The following is a 14,993-nucleotide window of genomic DNA, read 5'->3' as shown; positions in this document are numbered from 1 at the left end:
GCGCCGGGCCCGCCCCCTCACCCGGGGGGCGGGCCCGGTTTGCGTTGGAGCACACTCCAACCCGTACGTTTCCGGTGTCCCCGCAGCGCGCCACCGCACCCGAGGAGAGCACCATGACCAGCGGCCCCGACAGCACGGACCGGGCCACCACCCGGCAGCAGCGGTTCGAGCACGGGAGGGAGGTGCTCGGCCGGATCGACGGCGGCGCGGGCGAGCAGGTGATCGCCTCGCTCGCCGACGTCTCGCCCGAACTGGCCCACCAGGTCGTCGCCTGGGGCTTCGGGGAGATCTACTCGCGGCCGGAACTCGCCCCGCGCGACCGGCAGTTGGTCACCCTCGGGATGCTCACCGCGCTCGGCGGCTGCGAACCGCAGCTGCGGTTCCACGTCAACGCCGCGCTGAACGTCGGCCTGACCCCGCAGCAGATCGTCGAGGCGCTGCTCCACTCGGCCGGCTACTGCGGCTTCCCGCGCGCCCTGAACGCCACCCTCGCCGCCAAGCAGGTCTTCGCCGAACGCGGCCTGCTCCCGCTCACCGAGGACCGGCGGGCCTGAGCCGTGCGGATCGTCCACCGCCGCCCCGCCCCGGCGCTCGCCCGCCACGTCGACCGGTACTGGCACGCCACCGCGCCGCCCGGGCCGCTGCCCGCGCTGCTCCCTGGCACCGGCGCCGAGCTCTGGCTGCACCGCGGCGCGCCGCCGCACCGGGACGGGGCGGCCGGGCCGCTGCCGCGCGCGCACCTGGTCTGCCTGCGCGCCGGGAGCTGGCGGCTGACCGCCGTCGAACCGCTGGACGTGCTGGTGGTCCGACTGCGGGCCGGGGCGCTCGCCGCCCTGCTCGGCCCGCGGGTCGACCGGCTGTCCGACACCGTGACGGACCTGGCCGAACTCTGGGGGACGGCCGGGCGGCGGCTCGGCCTGGCCCGCGAAGTCCCGGACGTCGAGCGGCACTTGGCGGCCCTGCTGACCCCCGTTCCGGAGCGGTTCCGGACGGCCGAGGCCGCCGTCCGGCTGATCCGCCGCGACCCCGGGGCCGCCCGGATCACCGAACTCGCCGCCCGGCTCGGCACCACCGCCCGCACCCTGCAGCGCACCGTCCCGGCCGTGGCGGGCTCCGGCCCCAAACAGGTGCAGCGCCTCGCCCGGTTCCAGCAGCTCGCCAGGTCCGCGCTGCTCTCCCCCGGCCGCCCCGACCATCTGCGGCACGCCCTCGCCGCCGGCTTCTACGACCAGAGCCACGCCGCCCGCGAGTTCCGCCGCCTCACCGGGGCCACCCCCGGCGCCCGGCTGGCCCCGGGCACCGCGCACTTCTACTTCCCCCCGCTGCCCCGGGGCTGACCCCGGGGCGGGGCCGCCGGGCGCGGTGTCGCTTTCCTCCTATCGGCGGGGCGTCCGGTGCGGCCAGGCTGGCGGCCGACAGCGCGACCCACCACCCGAGGAGCAGCCCGTGTCCAGTCTCGTCGTCGCCGTCCTGCGGGCCCGGCCCGAGCAGGCCGACCCGCTGGAGGCCGAACTGCGCGCGCTCGCCGCCCGGACCGCCGAGGAGCCCGGGGCGCTCGGCTACACGGTGGCCCGTGAGGGCGAGCGCTTCCTGGTGCTGGAGGAGTACCGCGACGACGCCGCCCGCGAGGCGCACTTCGCCGCGCCCTACGTCCGGGCGCTGCTCGCCCGCTTCCCCGCACTCCTCGCCGGGGAGGCGCAGGTGGAGACCGGCGCCCGGCTGACGGCGTTCCGCCGCTGAGGCCGCGCCCCGCTCAAACACTTGGTCTGGACCATTGGCCGGAACGGGGCGGCGCGACGCGCTCCGGCCCCCCGCCGCCTCCGCCGCCCCGGCCACCCCGGCCGCCCCCGGACCTCCCGGCGGAACGACCCTTCGCAGGCGGAGGGAGGCCCCGGGCGCCCCGGTGGCCGCTTCCGGCCCACCCGTCGCCTTCCGGCCGCATTGGTCTCGACCATTGCCAGGTGACGGCCCGGTGAAAGAAGCTCCTCCCCGGGCACCGGATCATCACGACCGGAGGCCCTTCCCCCGGACGAGGAAGGCAGTAACCCACCCATGCGCAAAGCGATTTCGGCCCTCGGCCTGACCGGACTGCTCACGGCCGCCGCCCTGCTGGCGGCGCCCTCCGCCCAGGCGTTCGGCTACGTCTACGTCGGCATGTACCCGAGCGGCGCCGCCTGCGAGGCCGCCGGCCAGGGCTACGTGAACCGCGGCCAGGCCGTCGCCTACTTCTGCGACGTCGCCCCGAACACCGCCCGCCTCTCCATCGTCCCGTCCTGACCCCGCCGCACTCCCCCGCACCCCCGCCGCCGGACGACCGGCAGCGGGGGTGCGCCCTGGTCCGGTGTGGTTGGCTGCCCGGATGAGCGAACCCCGCACCACCGCCGTCCTGCGTCCGCGCGAACCGGGCGACCTGCCCGGATGCGTGGCGGCACTGCGCGCCGTGCACGCGGCCGACGGCTACCCGCGCAACTGGCCCGCCGATCCGGCGGGTTGGCTGGCGCCGGCGGACCAGCTCACGGCCCTGGTCGCGGTGCTCGACGGGGAGGCGGTCGGGCATGTGGCCCTCACCCGCGGGACGGGCCGGGACGTCGCCGCCGCGCGGTGGGCGGAGTCGGCGGGACGGGACGCGACGGAGGCCGCCGAGGTCGGGCGGCTGTTCGTCGCCCCGGCGGCACGCGGCCGCGGCCTGGGCGCGCGCCTGCTGGCCGCCGCCGGGACGGCAGCGCACGCACACGGACTCCACCCCGTGCTGTGCGTCCAGGACGGCGACCGGGCAGCCCTCGCCCTCTACCGGCGGTCCGGCTGGACCGACACCGGAACCCTCCGGGACACCTGGCCGGACGGCCCCGTCACCCTCCGCTGCTTCGCCGGACCCTCCTGATCGGCCGCCCCGGTCCTCCCCTTCCCCCTTCCCCCTCTCCCCTCTCGCCGCGGTCCCTCCCGGCCTCTCCGCCCCTCCCCGCCCGGCTTTTCCGGTCCCGGCCTCCCCGAGCTGCTTCTCTCCCGGCCCCCTCCCGCCCCGGCCTCCCCCGTCCTGCTCGTTGCTCACTCGGCCCACCGCCCCGATCCCTCTCCCGACCTGCCCCTTTCCCCGCTCCACCGCTGCCCCGGTCCGGGGCGGGCCGCCCCGAGGACGGTGGCGCCGGGGCGACAGGGGTGGCCGCTACAGTGCGGGCCATGGTTCACAACTCCTCCGGGCCCCGGGATCATTGGGCCCCCTGCGCACCCGACCAGGCACCCGATCCGGCCTGGGACCGCGAGCTGGCCGAGGCGTTCGGCGCCCTGCTCGGCCGACCGCTCGACGCGTACGACGGGGACGCGGTGTACGCCGCCAGCGTGAACGGCAACTACCTGCAGGAGCTGGGCCTGCACCGGGACCCGGTCTGGATGCGGCCGGCCGTGCTGAGCGGGGCGGAGCCGCTGGCCTGGGAGGCGTACGTGTTCGACGCGGACCCGAAGTCGCCGGTGTTCGACGCGAGCCGGTCGATCTTCGAGTTCTGGGCGGGGGCGACCGAGGCCCGGGCCGCACTGCCCGCCGGGTTCCTGGCGGACGTGGACGCGGCCTGCTTCCGGGACGGCCTGATCCGGGGCGCGGAGCTGGCGCCGCTGGTCGAGCGGCACGGGGTGGACCTGGGCGACCCGGCGGTCCTGGACAGCTGGCAGCTGTACTTCCCGTGCCTGCGCTCCGACGGCACCCTGCTGGACGCGCTGTGCACGGCGACCGCGACCGGGCGCCGCCCGACCGACCTGCTGTCCTTCGAGGTCGAGCCGGACGAGGAGTGGGTGGAGGCGCTGGAGGGCATCGGGAACGTCGAACTGCGCGAGCACCTGGCCTACTTCTGCACGGACGGCGACGAGGGCCTGATGCCGGACTTCGACGAGGAGCCGCCCGGCTCGGTGCTGATCGAGGAGGGCTGCCGCGCGGTGATCGGCTGGCAGGACGGGCACGGCCAGATCGACCTGGTGGTGCTCCGGTTGAGCGACGAGGCGGCCGGCCGCCGCTGAACTCCCTCGGGGCGGCGGGCAAATCGTTCGCGCCCGCCGCCCGGGCACCGGATGATCACGGCATGACGACACTGCACGAGAACGAAGTCCCGGTCGACGAGGCCGCATTGCGGCGCCTGCTGCGGGCCCAGCGGCCGGAGTGGGCCGAACTGCCGCTCGCCCCGGCCGGATCGGGCACCGACAATCGGATGTTCCGGCTCGGGGCGGAGCTGCTGGTGCGGCTGCCGCGCACGGCGGAGAACGCGGAGGCGGTCCGCAAGGAGCAGACCTGGCTGCCCCGGCTCGGCCCGGCGCTGCCGTTCGCGGTGCCGGAGCCGGTGCACGAGGGCGTGCCGGACGAGGCGTTCCCGCTGGCCTGGTCGGTGTACCGGTGGATCGAGGGCGGGACGCCGGGGCCGGGGTCGGTGCGCGACTGGGCCGCGTTCGGGGCCGAACTGGCGGCGGCGGTGCGCGCGCTGCACGCGCTGCCGCTGCCCGCCGAGGACGAGCGGGCGGGCCTGTCCTGGTACCGGGGCGGCGAGTTGGCGCCCTGCGACGACTGGGTGGGACGCGAGTTCGCGGCCGTCCGGGCCGCGGAGCGCGGTGCCGCGCCGGGCCGGGACCGGGGCCGTGACCTGGACCTGGACCTGGACCGGCTGCACGGCTGGTGGCGGGAGGCGCTGCGGCTGCCCGCGCCGACCGGGCCGCCGGTGTGGCTGCACGGCGACCTGAAGCCGAGCAACCTGCTGGTCCGGGACGGCGCGCTGCACGCGGTGATCGATTTCGGCGGCCTGTCGATCGGCTTCCCGGACGCCGAGCACGCCCCGGTCTGGGACCTGCCCGCCCCGGCCCGGCGGGCGTACTGGGCGGCGGCGGAGCCCGCGGAGGAGACCCGGCTGCGGGCCCGGGCCTGGGCGATCGCGGTGGGGGTGGCGGGGCTGTCGTACTACCGGGAGCGCGACCCGGTGTTCGCCGCGGAGTGCCGGACCCGGTTGCTGGCGGTGCTGGCGGACGGGGAGGAGGGCGTCCCGACGCACACCCCCACGCACTGACATGACCACGGCGAGTAGCTTTTCATCATCGTCACACATCTGATCTTGCGTCAATCTGTATCTTTTTTGCGTTCCCCCGTGGACTTCGTGCCGCACCGCGCCTACGCTCGGCACGCCCGGCCACCACCCGGGCCTTTCTCCCCCGCAGGAAGACACGGTCCCCCATGCAGAATCCCCCCACCCGCGCCCGGCGGGTCGTCGCCTCGTTGGCGGCCCTCGCCACGGGCGCAGCAGGTCTGTTGGCGGTGGCGTTCGTCAACGCCGGTCCGGCCCACGCCGCAGCGGTTCCCGCGCTCTCCCCCCTGGGCGTGCCGAACCGCGGGGCAAGCGTCCCGTTCGTCGAGCAGGAGGCCGAGTACGCGGCCACCAACGGCACCGTGGTCGGCCCGGACCGGCTGTACGGCCACCTGGCCTCGGAGGCGTCCGGCCGACAGGCCGTGACGCTCAACTCGGCCGGTCAGTACGTGGAGTTCACGCTCACCGCGCCCGCCAACTCGATCGACTTCCGGTACAGCCTGCCGGACACCCCGGACGGCAAGGGCCGCGACGCCTCGATGGACCTGCTGGTCGACGGGCAGAAGCTGAAGAGCGTCGACGTGACCTCCAAGTACAGCTGGTACTACGGCGGTTACCCGTTCAACAACAACCCGGGCGACTCCAACCCGCACCACTTCTTCGACGAGACCCGCACCCTGCTGGGCTCCACCTACCCGATCGGGACGAAGATCCGGCTGCAGGTGTCGTCCACCGCGCAGTCCCCCAGCTTCACCGTCGACCTGGCGGACTTCGAGAAGGTCGCCGACCCGATCGCCAAGCCCGCGGGCGCGATCGACGTGGTGGCGGACTTCGGCGCCGACCCCACCGGCGCCACCGACTCCACCGCGAAGTTCCAGGCCGCGGTCAACGCCGGTGCGGCGCAGGGCCGGACGGTCTACATCCCGCAGGGCAACTTCACGCTGTACGACCACGTGGTGGTCGACAAGGTGACGCTGGCCGGCGCGGGCCCCTGGTACAGCGTGCTGGGCGGCCGTGACCCGATCAACCGCAACCGGGCGGCGGGCATCTACGGCAAGTACGTCGCGGGCGGCGGCTACGGCGGCGCGATCCGGCCGCAGGAGGCGGGCGGCCCGAGCCAGAACGTCACGCTGAAGGACTTCGCCATCATCGGCGACGTGCGCGAGCGGGTCGACGACGACCAGGTGAACGCCTTGGGCGGCGCGATGTCCAACTCCACGGTCGACAACCTGTGGATCCAGCACACCAAGGTCGGCGCCTGGATGGACGGTCCGATGGACCACTTCACCATCAGGAACAGCCGCATCCTGGACCAGACCGCCGACGGCGTGAACTTCCACACCGGCGTGACCAATTCGACCGTCACCAACACCTTCCTGCGCAACACCGGTGACGACGGCCTGGCGTCCTGGCCGGAGCGGGTGGCGAACGTCAACGACAGCTTCACCCACAACACGGTGGTGCTGCCGATCCTCGCCAACAACATCGTCACGTACGGCGGCAAGGACTTCACCATCGCGGACAACGTGATGGCGGACACCATCACCAACGGCGGCGGCCTGCACATCGCCAACCGCTACCCGGGTGTCACCTCCGGCAACGGCACCGCCGTCGCGGGGACGATCACCGCGGCCCGCAACACCCTGATCCGGACCGGGAACAGCGACTACAACTGGCAGTTCGGCGTCGGCGCGATCTGGTTCGACGGCCTGAACGAGCCGATCAACGGCGCGACCATCAACGTCACCGACACCGACATCCTGGACAGCTCCTACGAGGCGATCCAGACCATCGAGGGCGGCGTCACCGGCGTCAACCTGACCAACGTGAACATCGACGGCGCGGGCACCTACGCGATCCAGGCGCAGGCCAACGCGCAGATGAAGTTCACCAACGTCAAGGCCAAGAACATCGCGCAGGCCGCGACGCCGATCCACAACTGCGTGGGAACCGGCTTCCAGATCACCGACGGCGGCGGCAACTCCGGCCTGACCGGCTCGACCTGCACCGGCCAGTGGCCGGCCCCGGTCTGGACGTACAACGGCGTTCCGGTGGGCGGCGGTTCGACCTCCTCGCCGTCCCCGTCGCCGTCCGCCTCCGTCCCGGGTTCGCCCTCCCCGTCGCCGTCCACCTCGACCGGCCCGACCTGCCCGAGCGGCAGCGGGAACCTGGCGCAGGGCCGCCCGGCGACCGCCTCCGGCACCAACGCGGGCCTCGGCGCGGGCAACGCGGTCGACGGTGACGCCAACTCGTACTGGGAGAGCGCCAACAACGCCTTCCCACAGTGGCTCCAGGTCGACCTCGGCTGCTCGCAGAGCCTGACCAGGGCCGTCCTCAAGCTGCCCCCGGCCAGCGCCTGGGCCGCCCGGACCCAGACCCTGACCGTGCAGGGCTCCACCGACGGCACCACCTTCAGCACCCTGGTCGGCTCCACCGGGTACACCTTCGACCCGGCCACCGGCAACACCGTGACCGTCAACCTCCCCGCCACACCCACCCGCTACGTCCGACTGACCTTCACCGGCAACACCGGCTGGCCCGCCGGACAGCTCTCCGAACTCCAGGCGTTCGGCGGCGGCGCCACCTCCTCGCCGTCCTCGTCACCGTCCTCGTCGCCGTCGCCGTCCACCTCGACCGGCCCGGCCTGCCCGAGCACCGGGAACCTGGCGCAGGGCAAGTCGGCGACCGCCTCCGGCACCAGCCAGAGCTACGGTCCCGGCAACGCGGTCGACGGTGACGCCAACTCGTACTGGGAGAGCGCCAACAACGCCTTCCCGCAGTGGCTCCAGGTCGACCTCGGCTGCTCGCAGAGCCTGACCAGGGCCGTCCTCAAGCTCCCGCCGGCCAGCGCCTGGGCCGCCCGGACCCAGACCCTGACCGTGCAGGGCTCCACCGACGGCACCACCTTCAGCACCCTGGTCGGCTCCACCGGGTACACCTTCGACCCGGCCACCGGCAACACCGTGACCGTCAACCTCCCCGCCACACCCACCCGCTACGTCCGACTGACCTTCACCGGCAACACCGGCTGGCCCGCCGGACAGCTCTCCGAACTCCAGGCCTACGCTTCCTGACCCGTACCGTCCCGGGGCCCGGCACCTGACAGGCCGGGCCCCGGGACTCCGGCGTTCCCGGACCGGCCACCGGACCGGCCACCGGGACGGGTGCGGGACGGGTACGGGGGCGCGGGGCGCGGAATTTGTCGGACTGTGTCCACCGGTGTGGCTTTCGCCGTGATTGACCGGTCCGCGTGATAGGCAGGCGGCATGGTCTCCACCCCCGCCTTCCCCGAACTGCTGCGCCTGGTCGAGGACCGCTCGGCGGCCCTGCGCACCGCCGTCGCCACCGCCCCCGACCTGCGGGCCCGCGTCCCCGCCTGCCCCGACTGGGCGCTGTCCGACCTGCTGGAGCACGTCACCACGGTGCAGCGGTTCTGGACGGCGGCGGCCGCGACGGGCGAGGGCTTCACCCCCGTCACGCCCGAACCGGACGGCGCGCTGGCGCCCGCCGCCGCGCTGGCCCGCTCGGAGGAGGTCACCGGCGGGCTGCTGAAGGCCCTCGACGAGGCCGGGCCGGACGCGCCCTGCTGGACGTGGTGGCCCGGCACCGGGGCGCCCGGCACCGTCGCCGCGGTCGCCCGCCACCAGGTGCAGGAGGCCGCCGTGCACGCCCACGACGCCCAGCAGGCCGCCGGCTCCCCGCGGCCGGTGCCGGAGTCGGTGGCCGTGGACGGCGTCGACGAATTCCTCACCCTGTCCTGGGGCACCGCCGACCCGTGGCCGCACCCGCCGCTCGCCGTCCGGCTCCGCAGCACCGAAGGACCGTCCTGGCAGGTCGAGTTGGGGCCCGACGGACCACGGCGGGTCCCGGTCGGCACCACCGCGCTGCCGGGCGACACCGGCACGCTCCCCGGCGACACCGACGCACTCCCGCCCGGCATGCTCGAACTCTCCGGCCCGGCGGGCGAGTTGCTGCTCGTCCTGCACCGCCGGCGCCGCCCCGGCGGCCTGCGCACGACCGGCGACCCGACCGCACTGGAGCGACTGATCGCCTGGCCGCGCCTCGGCTGACACAACGTCAGCTCTTGTCCCGGGAAAGGGACTCGGCCGACTTCTCCCGAACGGTCGTGCCGCCCTGCGGAACAGTGCCGCGTCAGCGCTTCCTGCGGCGCGGGGCCCTGGCCGCGTTCTCCCGGGCGGCCGTCGCCGTCGCCGAGGTCAGCACCAGGAAGCTGCCCGCCGTGCAGAACAGCGCCGAAGCGCCCAGGAACAGGCGCTGCTGCGCGCCGCGCATCCGGTCGTACCGGTCCCGGTCGATCGCCACCCGCACGGTCCGCCCGGGGTGGTCGGCGGTGTCGCGCTGCAGGTAGTAGTAGCCGTCCCGGTCCGACCGGGCGTCCTGCGCGCCGCCGCCGGTGGTGAGGCCGAGCCCGATCAGCAGCACCGCGCCGGCGTACCCGGCCAGCAGCCCGCGCGGCAGCAGCCGCAGGTAGGCCAGCAGGTCCCAGCCGGCGCCCCGGCGCAGCAGCGGCACCCGCACATTGCGGACCAGCGCCCACCCGAACACCGGGAAGGTCGCCAGTACCAGCGGCGCCCACAGCCAGATCGGCAGCGGCGTCCGGAACGCCACCGCCAGGCCCAGCAGATCGATCCCGCACAGCGCCCAGGCCAGCACGAAGTGCACCCGGTGGCCGCCCCGCAGTTCCCCCAGCACGTGTCCCCCCGCTCCCCCGGTCCTCGACCGGCCGCCGCGCAGCGTAGCGCACCGCCCGGGCTTCCGGCCCGCCGATTACCGGCGGCGTACACTCCCCCTCATGGCGTGCCGCATCAGCGAGTTGGTCCTGGACTGCGTCGACCCGGAGCGGCTGGCCGCGTTCTGGTCGGAGGTGCTCGGCTACGTCGAGCTCGACCGGGAGCCGGACGGCAGCATCGAGATCGGGCCGCCCGGCGCGAGCTTCGGCGGCCCGCAGCCGACACTGGTGTTCGGGCCGTCCGCCGACCCGCGCCCGGTGAAGCTGCGCCTGCACCTGGACGTCAACCCGACCGACCGCGACGCGGACGCCGAGTTGGAGCGGCTGCTCGCCCTGGGCGCCCGCCCGGTGGACGTCGGGCAGAGCGGTGCGGAGCCCTGGCACGTGCTGCAGGACCCGGAGGGCAACGAGTTCTGCCTGCTGCGGACCAGGATCGCCCCGGCCTGACGCCCCCGCCGGCGCGCCCCCGCCCGGGCGCCCCGACGCCCCGGCCACGGGCGGGCCCGGTGCCGCCGGACGTTACCGGGCCGTAGGATCCGCCCGACGGCTTCCCTCGTCCGAACGGTGCGTGCCCATGACCTCGCTGCTGCTGTCCCGCCGTGATCTGGACTTCCTGCTGCACGACTGGCTGGACGCCGGTGCGCTGACCGCCCGGGAGCGGTTCGCCGCGCACGACCGGGAGACCTTCGACGCCGTGCTGGACCTGGCGCAGGAGATCGCGGAGCGGCACTTCGCCCCGCACAACCGGTCGGCGGACGAGCACGAGCCGCGCTTCGACGGCGAGCGGGTGCACCTGGTGCCCGAAGTGGCGGCGGCGCTGGAGGTGTTCGCGGCCTCCGGCCTGATGTCGGCGGCGATGGACCACGACCTGGGCGGCCAGCAGCTGCCGGTGCTGGTGGCGAACGCCTGCATGGCCTGGTTCCACGCCGCGAACGTGGGCACCGCCGCGTACCCGTTCCTGACCATGGCCAACGCCAACCTGCTCGCGGTGTACGGCACTCCGGACCAGCGGGAGCGTTTCGTCCGGCCGCTCGCGGCGGGCCGGTTCTTCGGCACCATGTGCCTCTCCGAGCCGCAGGCGGGCTCCTCGCTGGCGGACGTCCGGACCAGGGCCGAGCCGCAGCCGGACGGCCGGTACCGGCTGTTCGGCACCAAGATGTGGATCTCGGGCGGGGACCACGAGTTGGGCGAGAACATCGTCCACCTGGTGCTGGCCCGCACCCCGGGCGCGCCCGCCGGGGTCAAGGGCCTGTCGCTGTTCGCGGTGCCCAAGTACCTGGTGGGGGCGGACGGTTCGCTCGGCGCGCGGAACGACGTGGTGCTCGCGGGCCTGAACCACAAGATGGGCTACCGGGGGACGGTCAACACCGTGCTCAACTTCGGCGAGGGCCGGCACCTGCCGGACGGGGAGCCGGGCGCGGTCGGCGAGCTGGTGGGCGGGCTGCACCGCGGCCTGGCCTGCATGTTCCACATGATGAACGAGGCCCGGACGGGCGTCGGCCTGGGCGCGACCGCCCTCGGCTGCACCGGCTACCTGCACGCCCTGGAGTACGCGCGCTCCCGCCCGCAGGGCCGCCCGCTCACTGGCCGGGACGCCGCCGCGCCGCAGGTGCCGATCATCGAGCACCCGGACGTCCGGCGGATGCTGCTGGCCCAGAAGGCGTACGTGGAGGGCGCGTTGGCGCTCAGCCTGTACTGCAGCCGGCTGATCGACGAGCAGCGCACCGCGCCGGAGCCGGCCGACCGGGCCGCGGCCGGGCGGCTGCTGGAGGTGCTGACGCCGATCGCCAAGAGCTGGCCCGCGCAGTGGTGCCTGGCGGCGAACGACCTGGCGATCCAGGTCCACGGCGGGTACGGCTACACCCGGGACTACCCGGTCGAGCAGTTCTACCGCGACAACCGGCTGAACGCGATCCACGAGGGCACCCACGGCATCCAGGCCCTCGACCTGCTCGGCCGCAAGGCCGTCCAGGACGGCGGCGCGGGCCTGCGCGCGCTGCTCGCCGCGTTCGCCGCCACCACGGCCCGGGCCCGCGAACTCGGCGGCGGCGCGGCGGACTTCCCGGCGGACCCCACAGGGGACTTCCCGGCGGACCTCGCAACGGACTTCCCGGCGAACCTCGCGGCGGAGGCGGGCGGATTCGCGGACGCGCTGGACGCCGCCGCAGTCCGGATCGGCCGGACCACCGCCGCGCTGTGGGCCGCGGGCGACCCGGAGGTCGCGCTGCCGAACGCCTCGGTCTACCTGGAGGCGGTCGGCCACGTCGTGCTGGCCTGGATCTGGCTGGAGCAGTACCTCGCGCTGGGCGCCGCCGACACCCCGTTCCACCAGGGCAAGCGGCAGGCCGCCCGCTACTTCTTCCGGGTCGAACTGCCGCGCACCGGGCCGCAGTTCGACCTGCTCGACGGCCTGGACCGGACGGCCGCCGAGACCGACCCCGACTGGTTCTGACCCGCTCGCCGGTCAGGGTCCGACGAGGTCCGGGGTGTCCTCCTCGCCGGGCCCGGCGGCGTCGCTGAGACCCAGCCGCAGGTGCTCGGTGTGGTAGACGGCCTGGTCGAGCAGCGCGGCGACATGGTTGTCGTACAGCTCGTAGACCACCGAGCGGCCGTTGCGGCGGCCGACCACCAGGCCGAGGTGGCGCAGCACGCGCAGCTGGTGCGAGCAGGCGGACTGCTCCAGCCCGGCGGCGCGGGCGAGTTCGGTGGCGGGGCAGGGACCTTCGCGCAGCCGGGAGAGGATCAGCAGCCGGGAGGGCGTGGCGAGGGCCTGGAGCGTGGTGGCGACCCTGGCCGCGCTGTCCGCGTCCAGGGGTGTGCGCGGGACGGCGTTGGCGGCGGCTCCATGACCCATGCGGGCCATCCTACATTCCATGCATGAATAGACCTTCATATGTTCAGGTATGGTGGGCGAGCAGCTCCCTCCGCCTGTCCGCCTGCCCCCAGGGACCGCTCCGCCATGCCCAGCACCGTGCCCCCCGCCCCCGCGCGACCGCACCCGCCCGCCGACCCGACCGCCCGGCCCACCACCGGCGCCGCCACGACCACCGCGTCCACGGCCGCCGCCACGCCCGACACGGTGCCGCGCCGGCGCACCCGGCTGCTCGCGCTGCCCGAGGCCCGCTGGGCCGCCGTCGCGCTGCTCGCCTTCGCCCTCGCCCTGCCGCTGCACCTGACCGGCGCCCCGGCCTGGATCTGGGGCCCGCTGTACGCCTGCGCCTACGCGGCCGGCGGCTCGGAGCCCGCCCTGGCCGGGCTGCGGGCGCTGCGGGAGCGGACCCTGGACGTCGACCTGCTGATGGTGGCCGCCGGACTCGGCGCGGCCGCGATCGGTCAGGTGCTGGACGGGGCGCTGCTGATCGTGATCTTCGCGGTCTCCGGCGCGCTGGAGGCGCTCGCCACCGCCCGCACCGCCGACTCGGTGCGCGGCCTGCTCGACCTGGCGCCCGCCACCGCCGCCCGGCTGTTCCCCGACGGCTCCGAACAGGACGTCCCGGTCGAGGAGTTGGCGGTCGGTGACACCGTCCTGGTGCGGCCCGGCGAGCGGATCGGCGCGGACGGGCGGGTGCTCGACGGCGTGAGTGAGGTCGACCAGGCCACCATCACCGGCGAGCCGCTGCCCGTCCCGAAGGCCGCCGGGGACGAGGTGTTCGCGGGCACCCTGAACGGCACCGGCGCGCTGCGCGTGCGGGTGGAGCGGGACGCCGCCGGATCGGTGGTCGCCCGGATCGTGGCGATGGTCGAGGAGGCCGCGGAGACCAAGGCCCCCACCCAGCTGTTCATCGAGAAGGTCGAGCAGCGCTACTCGCTCGGCATGGTCACGGCCGCGCTCGCCGTGTTCGCCGTCCCGCTGGCGTTCGGCTCGGCGTTCACCGACGCACTGCTGCGGGCGATGACCTTCCTGATCGTGGCCTCGCCCTGCGCGCTGGTGCTGGCCACCATGCCGCCGCTGCTGTCGGCGATCGCCAACGCCGGACGGCACGGCGTGCTGGTGAAGTCCGCGGCGGCGCTGGAGCGGCTGGGCCGCACCGGCGTGGTCGCCCTCGACAAGACCGGCACCCTCACCGAGGGCGCCCCCCGCCTGTCCGCCGTCCACCCGCTGCCCGGCTCCGGCCTGACGCCGGACGGGCTGCTCGCCCTGGCCGCGGCCGCCGAGCGCCCCAGCGAGCACCCGCTGGCCCGTGCCGTGCTGCGCGCCGCCCGCGAACGCGCCCTCCCGCTCGCCCCCGCCACCGACTTCACCGCCACCCCGGGCACCGGCGTCCGCGCCACCGTCGACGGCCGGGTCGTCGGCGTCACTTCCCCGACCGGCGCGACAGGCGGTGGTGGCGCGGCGGGTGGTGGCGCGGGCGCCGACGAGCTGGTCCGGGCCGCCGAGCGGGGCGGCCGGACGGCCGTGCTGGTGGCGGTCGACGGGGTCGTGGCGGGGGTGCTGGAGTTCGCCGACCGGCTGCGGCCGGACGCCGCCGGGGCCGTCGCCGCGCTGCGCGGGCTGACCGGGGCCGAGCCGGTGCTGCTGACCGGCGACAACCCGGGGGCCGCCGCGCGGGTCGCCGCCGAGGCCGGGGTCACGGACGTCCGCGCCGGGCTGCTGCCGCAGGACAAGGTCGCGGCCGTCCGGGAGTTGGCGGCGTCCGGGCGGGCGGTGCTGATGGTCGGCGACGGTGTCAACGACGCCCCGGCGCTGGCCGCCGCGCACGCGGGCGCGGCGATGGGCCGGGCCGGTTCGGACCTGGCGGTGGAGACCGCCGACGCGGTGGTCGTCCGCGACGAGCTGACCGCGCTGCCCGCCGTGGTCGCGCTGGCCCGCCGGGCCCGCCGGCTGGTGGTGCAGAACCTGGTGGTCGCGGCCGCGTTCGTCACCGCCCTGACCGCCTGGGACCTGTTCGGCACCCTGCCGCTGCCGCTCGGCGTGCTCGGCCACGAGGGCTCGACCGTGCTGGTCGGGCTGAACGGGCTGCGGCTGCTCCGCGAGTCCGCCTGGCGGCGGGCCGCCCGGTCCGGCACCGGGTCCGGCACCGGGGCTCGGGGATGACCCGGGGTGCGGGCCGGACCGACCGGCATGGCACCGTTGCACCCTGACAGCACATCGGCCGGACCGGCAGCGCGGTGGGAGCCGCGAGGACAGGAGCGCACCACGTGAGGACCGGAGCGGCGACGCGAGGCGACGGAGTCGGGCCCGGCACGGCCGC

At 75.2% G+C, this 14,993-nt stretch carries 14 protein-coding genes; 12 read left to right on the top strand and 2 right to left on the bottom strand.

Annotation, left to right across the window (positions count from 1 at the left end):
- The first annotated feature begins 113 nt into the window (after positions 1–113).
- The 9 genes from ACIQBJ_RS14330 (at position 114) to ACIQBJ_RS14290 (ending at position 9,121) form a co-directional block, all read left to right on the top strand.
- Positions 114–554, top strand: a complete 441-nt coding sequence (locus tag ACIQBJ_RS14330) for a carboxymuconolactone decarboxylase family protein (protein ID WP_400708660.1) — start codon at positions 114–116, stop codon at positions 552–554.
- A gap of 3 nt (positions 555–557) precedes the next feature.
- The gene (locus ACIQBJ_RS14325) at positions 558–1,337 is read left to right on the top strand and encodes a helix-turn-helix domain-containing protein (RefSeq protein WP_400708658.1); all 780 of its coding nucleotides are present in this window, start codon (positions 558–560) and stop codon (positions 1,335–1,337) included.
- 109 nt (positions 1,338–1,446) lie between these two features.
- The gene (locus ACIQBJ_RS14320; RefSeq protein ID WP_400708656.1) at positions 1,447–1,740 is read left to right on the top strand and encodes a putative quinol monooxygenase; all 294 of its coding nucleotides are present in this window, start codon (positions 1,447–1,449) and stop codon (positions 1,738–1,740) included.
- 312 nt (positions 1,741–2,052) lie between these two features.
- Complete coding sequence (locus tag ACIQBJ_RS14315; RefSeq protein ID WP_400708654.1) at positions 2,053–2,277, top strand: hypothetical protein; 225 nt, start codon at positions 2,053–2,055, stop codon at positions 2,275–2,277.
- Between the two features lie 82 nt (positions 2,278–2,359).
- Positions 2,360–2,881: a GNAT family N-acetyltransferase gene (locus tag ACIQBJ_RS14310; RefSeq protein ID WP_400708652.1), complete on the top strand. Its 522-nt coding sequence runs from the start codon at positions 2,360–2,362 to the stop codon at positions 2,879–2,881.
- A gap of 296 nt (positions 2,882–3,177) precedes the next feature.
- Positions 3,178–4,005, top strand: a complete 828-nt coding sequence (locus ACIQBJ_RS14305; protein ID WP_400708650.1) for a hypothetical protein — start codon at positions 3,178–3,180, stop codon at positions 4,003–4,005.
- A 62-nt stretch (positions 4,006–4,067) separates the two neighbouring features.
- Entirely contained in the window at positions 4,068–5,036 is a 969-nt protein-coding gene (locus ACIQBJ_RS14300; protein WP_400708648.1) for a phosphotransferase, read from the top strand.
- 164 nt (positions 5,037–5,200) lie between these two features.
- The gene (locus ACIQBJ_RS14295) at positions 5,201–8,125 is read left to right on the top strand and encodes a discoidin domain-containing protein (RefSeq protein WP_400708646.1); all 2,925 of its coding nucleotides are present in this window, start codon (positions 5,201–5,203) and stop codon (positions 8,123–8,125) included.
- Between the two features lie 192 nt (positions 8,126–8,317).
- On the top strand, positions 8,318–9,121 hold the full coding sequence (locus tag ACIQBJ_RS14290) for a maleylpyruvate isomerase family mycothiol-dependent enzyme (protein WP_400708644.1): 804 nt from the start codon (positions 8,318–8,320) through the stop codon (positions 9,119–9,121).
- 82 nt (positions 9,122–9,203) lie between these two features.
- On the opposite strand, the gene ACIQBJ_RS14285 is transcribed toward ACIQBJ_RS14290, so the two are convergent.
- On the bottom strand, positions 9,204–9,764 hold the full coding sequence (locus ACIQBJ_RS14285) for a hypothetical protein (RefSeq protein WP_400708642.1): 561 nt from the start codon (positions 9,762–9,764) through the stop codon (positions 9,204–9,206).
- 100 nt (positions 9,765–9,864) lie between these two features.
- Here ACIQBJ_RS14285 and ACIQBJ_RS14280 point away from each other — a divergent pair, with 100 nt between their 5' ends.
- Positions 9,865–10,248, top strand: a complete 384-nt coding sequence (locus tag ACIQBJ_RS14280) for a VOC family protein (protein WP_400708640.1) — start codon at positions 9,865–9,867, stop codon at positions 10,246–10,248.
- A gap of 127 nt (positions 10,249–10,375) precedes the next feature.
- Entirely contained in the window at positions 10,376–12,253 is a 1,878-nt protein-coding gene (locus ACIQBJ_RS14275) for an acyl-CoA dehydrogenase (protein ID WP_400708638.1), read from the top strand.
- A 12-nt stretch (positions 12,254–12,265) separates the two neighbouring features.
- Here the strand turns inward: ACIQBJ_RS14275 and ACIQBJ_RS14270 are convergent, their stop codons facing one another.
- A complete protein-coding gene (locus ACIQBJ_RS14270) occupies positions 12,266–12,655 on the bottom strand; it encodes an ArsR/SmtB family transcription factor (protein ID WP_400708636.1) in 390 nt (129 codons plus the stop codon).
- 105 nt (positions 12,656–12,760) lie between these two features.
- Between ACIQBJ_RS14270 and ACIQBJ_RS14265 the strand changes: the two genes are divergently transcribed.
- Entirely contained in the window at positions 12,761–14,836 is a 2,076-nt protein-coding gene (locus ACIQBJ_RS14265) for a heavy metal translocating P-type ATPase (RefSeq protein WP_400708634.1), read from the top strand.
- Positions 14,837–14,993: the final 157 nt, after the last annotated feature.

This window comes from Kitasatospora sp. NPDC088391, assembly GCF_044753345.1.
GTDB lineage: Bacteria > Actinomycetota > Actinomycetes > Streptomycetales > Streptomycetaceae > Kitasatospora.
This window is presented reverse-complemented; position numbering and strand designations above follow the sequence as displayed.

What these genes read in the sequence shown, in the direction of transcription:
- ACIQBJ_RS14305 (WP_400708650.1), top strand. Translation starts at nt 3,178, where the DNA reads ATGGTTCACAACTCCTCCGGGCCCCGGGATCATTGGGCCCCCTGCGCA.
- ACIQBJ_RS14330 (WP_400708660.1), top strand. Translation starts at nt 114, where the DNA reads ATGACCAGCGGCCCCGACAGCACGGACCGGGCCACCACCCGGCAGCAG.
- ACIQBJ_RS14280 (WP_400708640.1), top strand. Translation starts at nt 9,865, where the DNA reads ATGGCGTGCCGCATCAGCGAGTTGGTCCTGGACTGCGTCGACCCGGAG.
- ACIQBJ_RS14290 (WP_400708644.1), top strand. Translation starts at nt 8,318, where the DNA reads ATGGTCTCCACCCCCGCCTTCCCCGAACTGCTGCGCCTGGTCGAGGAC.
- ACIQBJ_RS14315 (WP_400708654.1), top strand. Translation starts at nt 2,053, where the DNA reads ATGCGCAAAGCGATTTCGGCCCTCGGCCTGACCGGACTGCTCACGGCC.
- ACIQBJ_RS14295 (WP_400708646.1), top strand. Translation starts at nt 5,201, where the DNA reads ATGCAGAATCCCCCCACCCGCGCCCGGCGGGTCGTCGCCTCGTTGGCG.
- ACIQBJ_RS14300 (WP_400708648.1), top strand. Translation starts at nt 4,068, where the DNA reads ATGACGACACTGCACGAGAACGAAGTCCCGGTCGACGAGGCCGCATTG.
- ACIQBJ_RS14310 (WP_400708652.1), top strand. Translation starts at nt 2,360, where the DNA reads ATGAGCGAACCCCGCACCACCGCCGTCCTGCGTCCGCGCGAACCGGGC.
- ACIQBJ_RS14265 (WP_400708634.1), top strand. Translation starts at nt 12,761, where the DNA reads ATGCCCAGCACCGTGCCCCCCGCCCCCGCGCGACCGCACCCGCCCGCC.
- ACIQBJ_RS14275 (WP_400708638.1), top strand. Translation starts at nt 10,376, where the DNA reads ATGACCTCGCTGCTGCTGTCCCGCCGTGATCTGGACTTCCTGCTGCAC.
- ACIQBJ_RS14270 (WP_400708636.1), bottom strand. Translation starts at nt 12,655, where the DNA reads ATGGGTCATGGAGCCGCCGCCAACGCCGTCCCGCGCACACCCCTGGAC.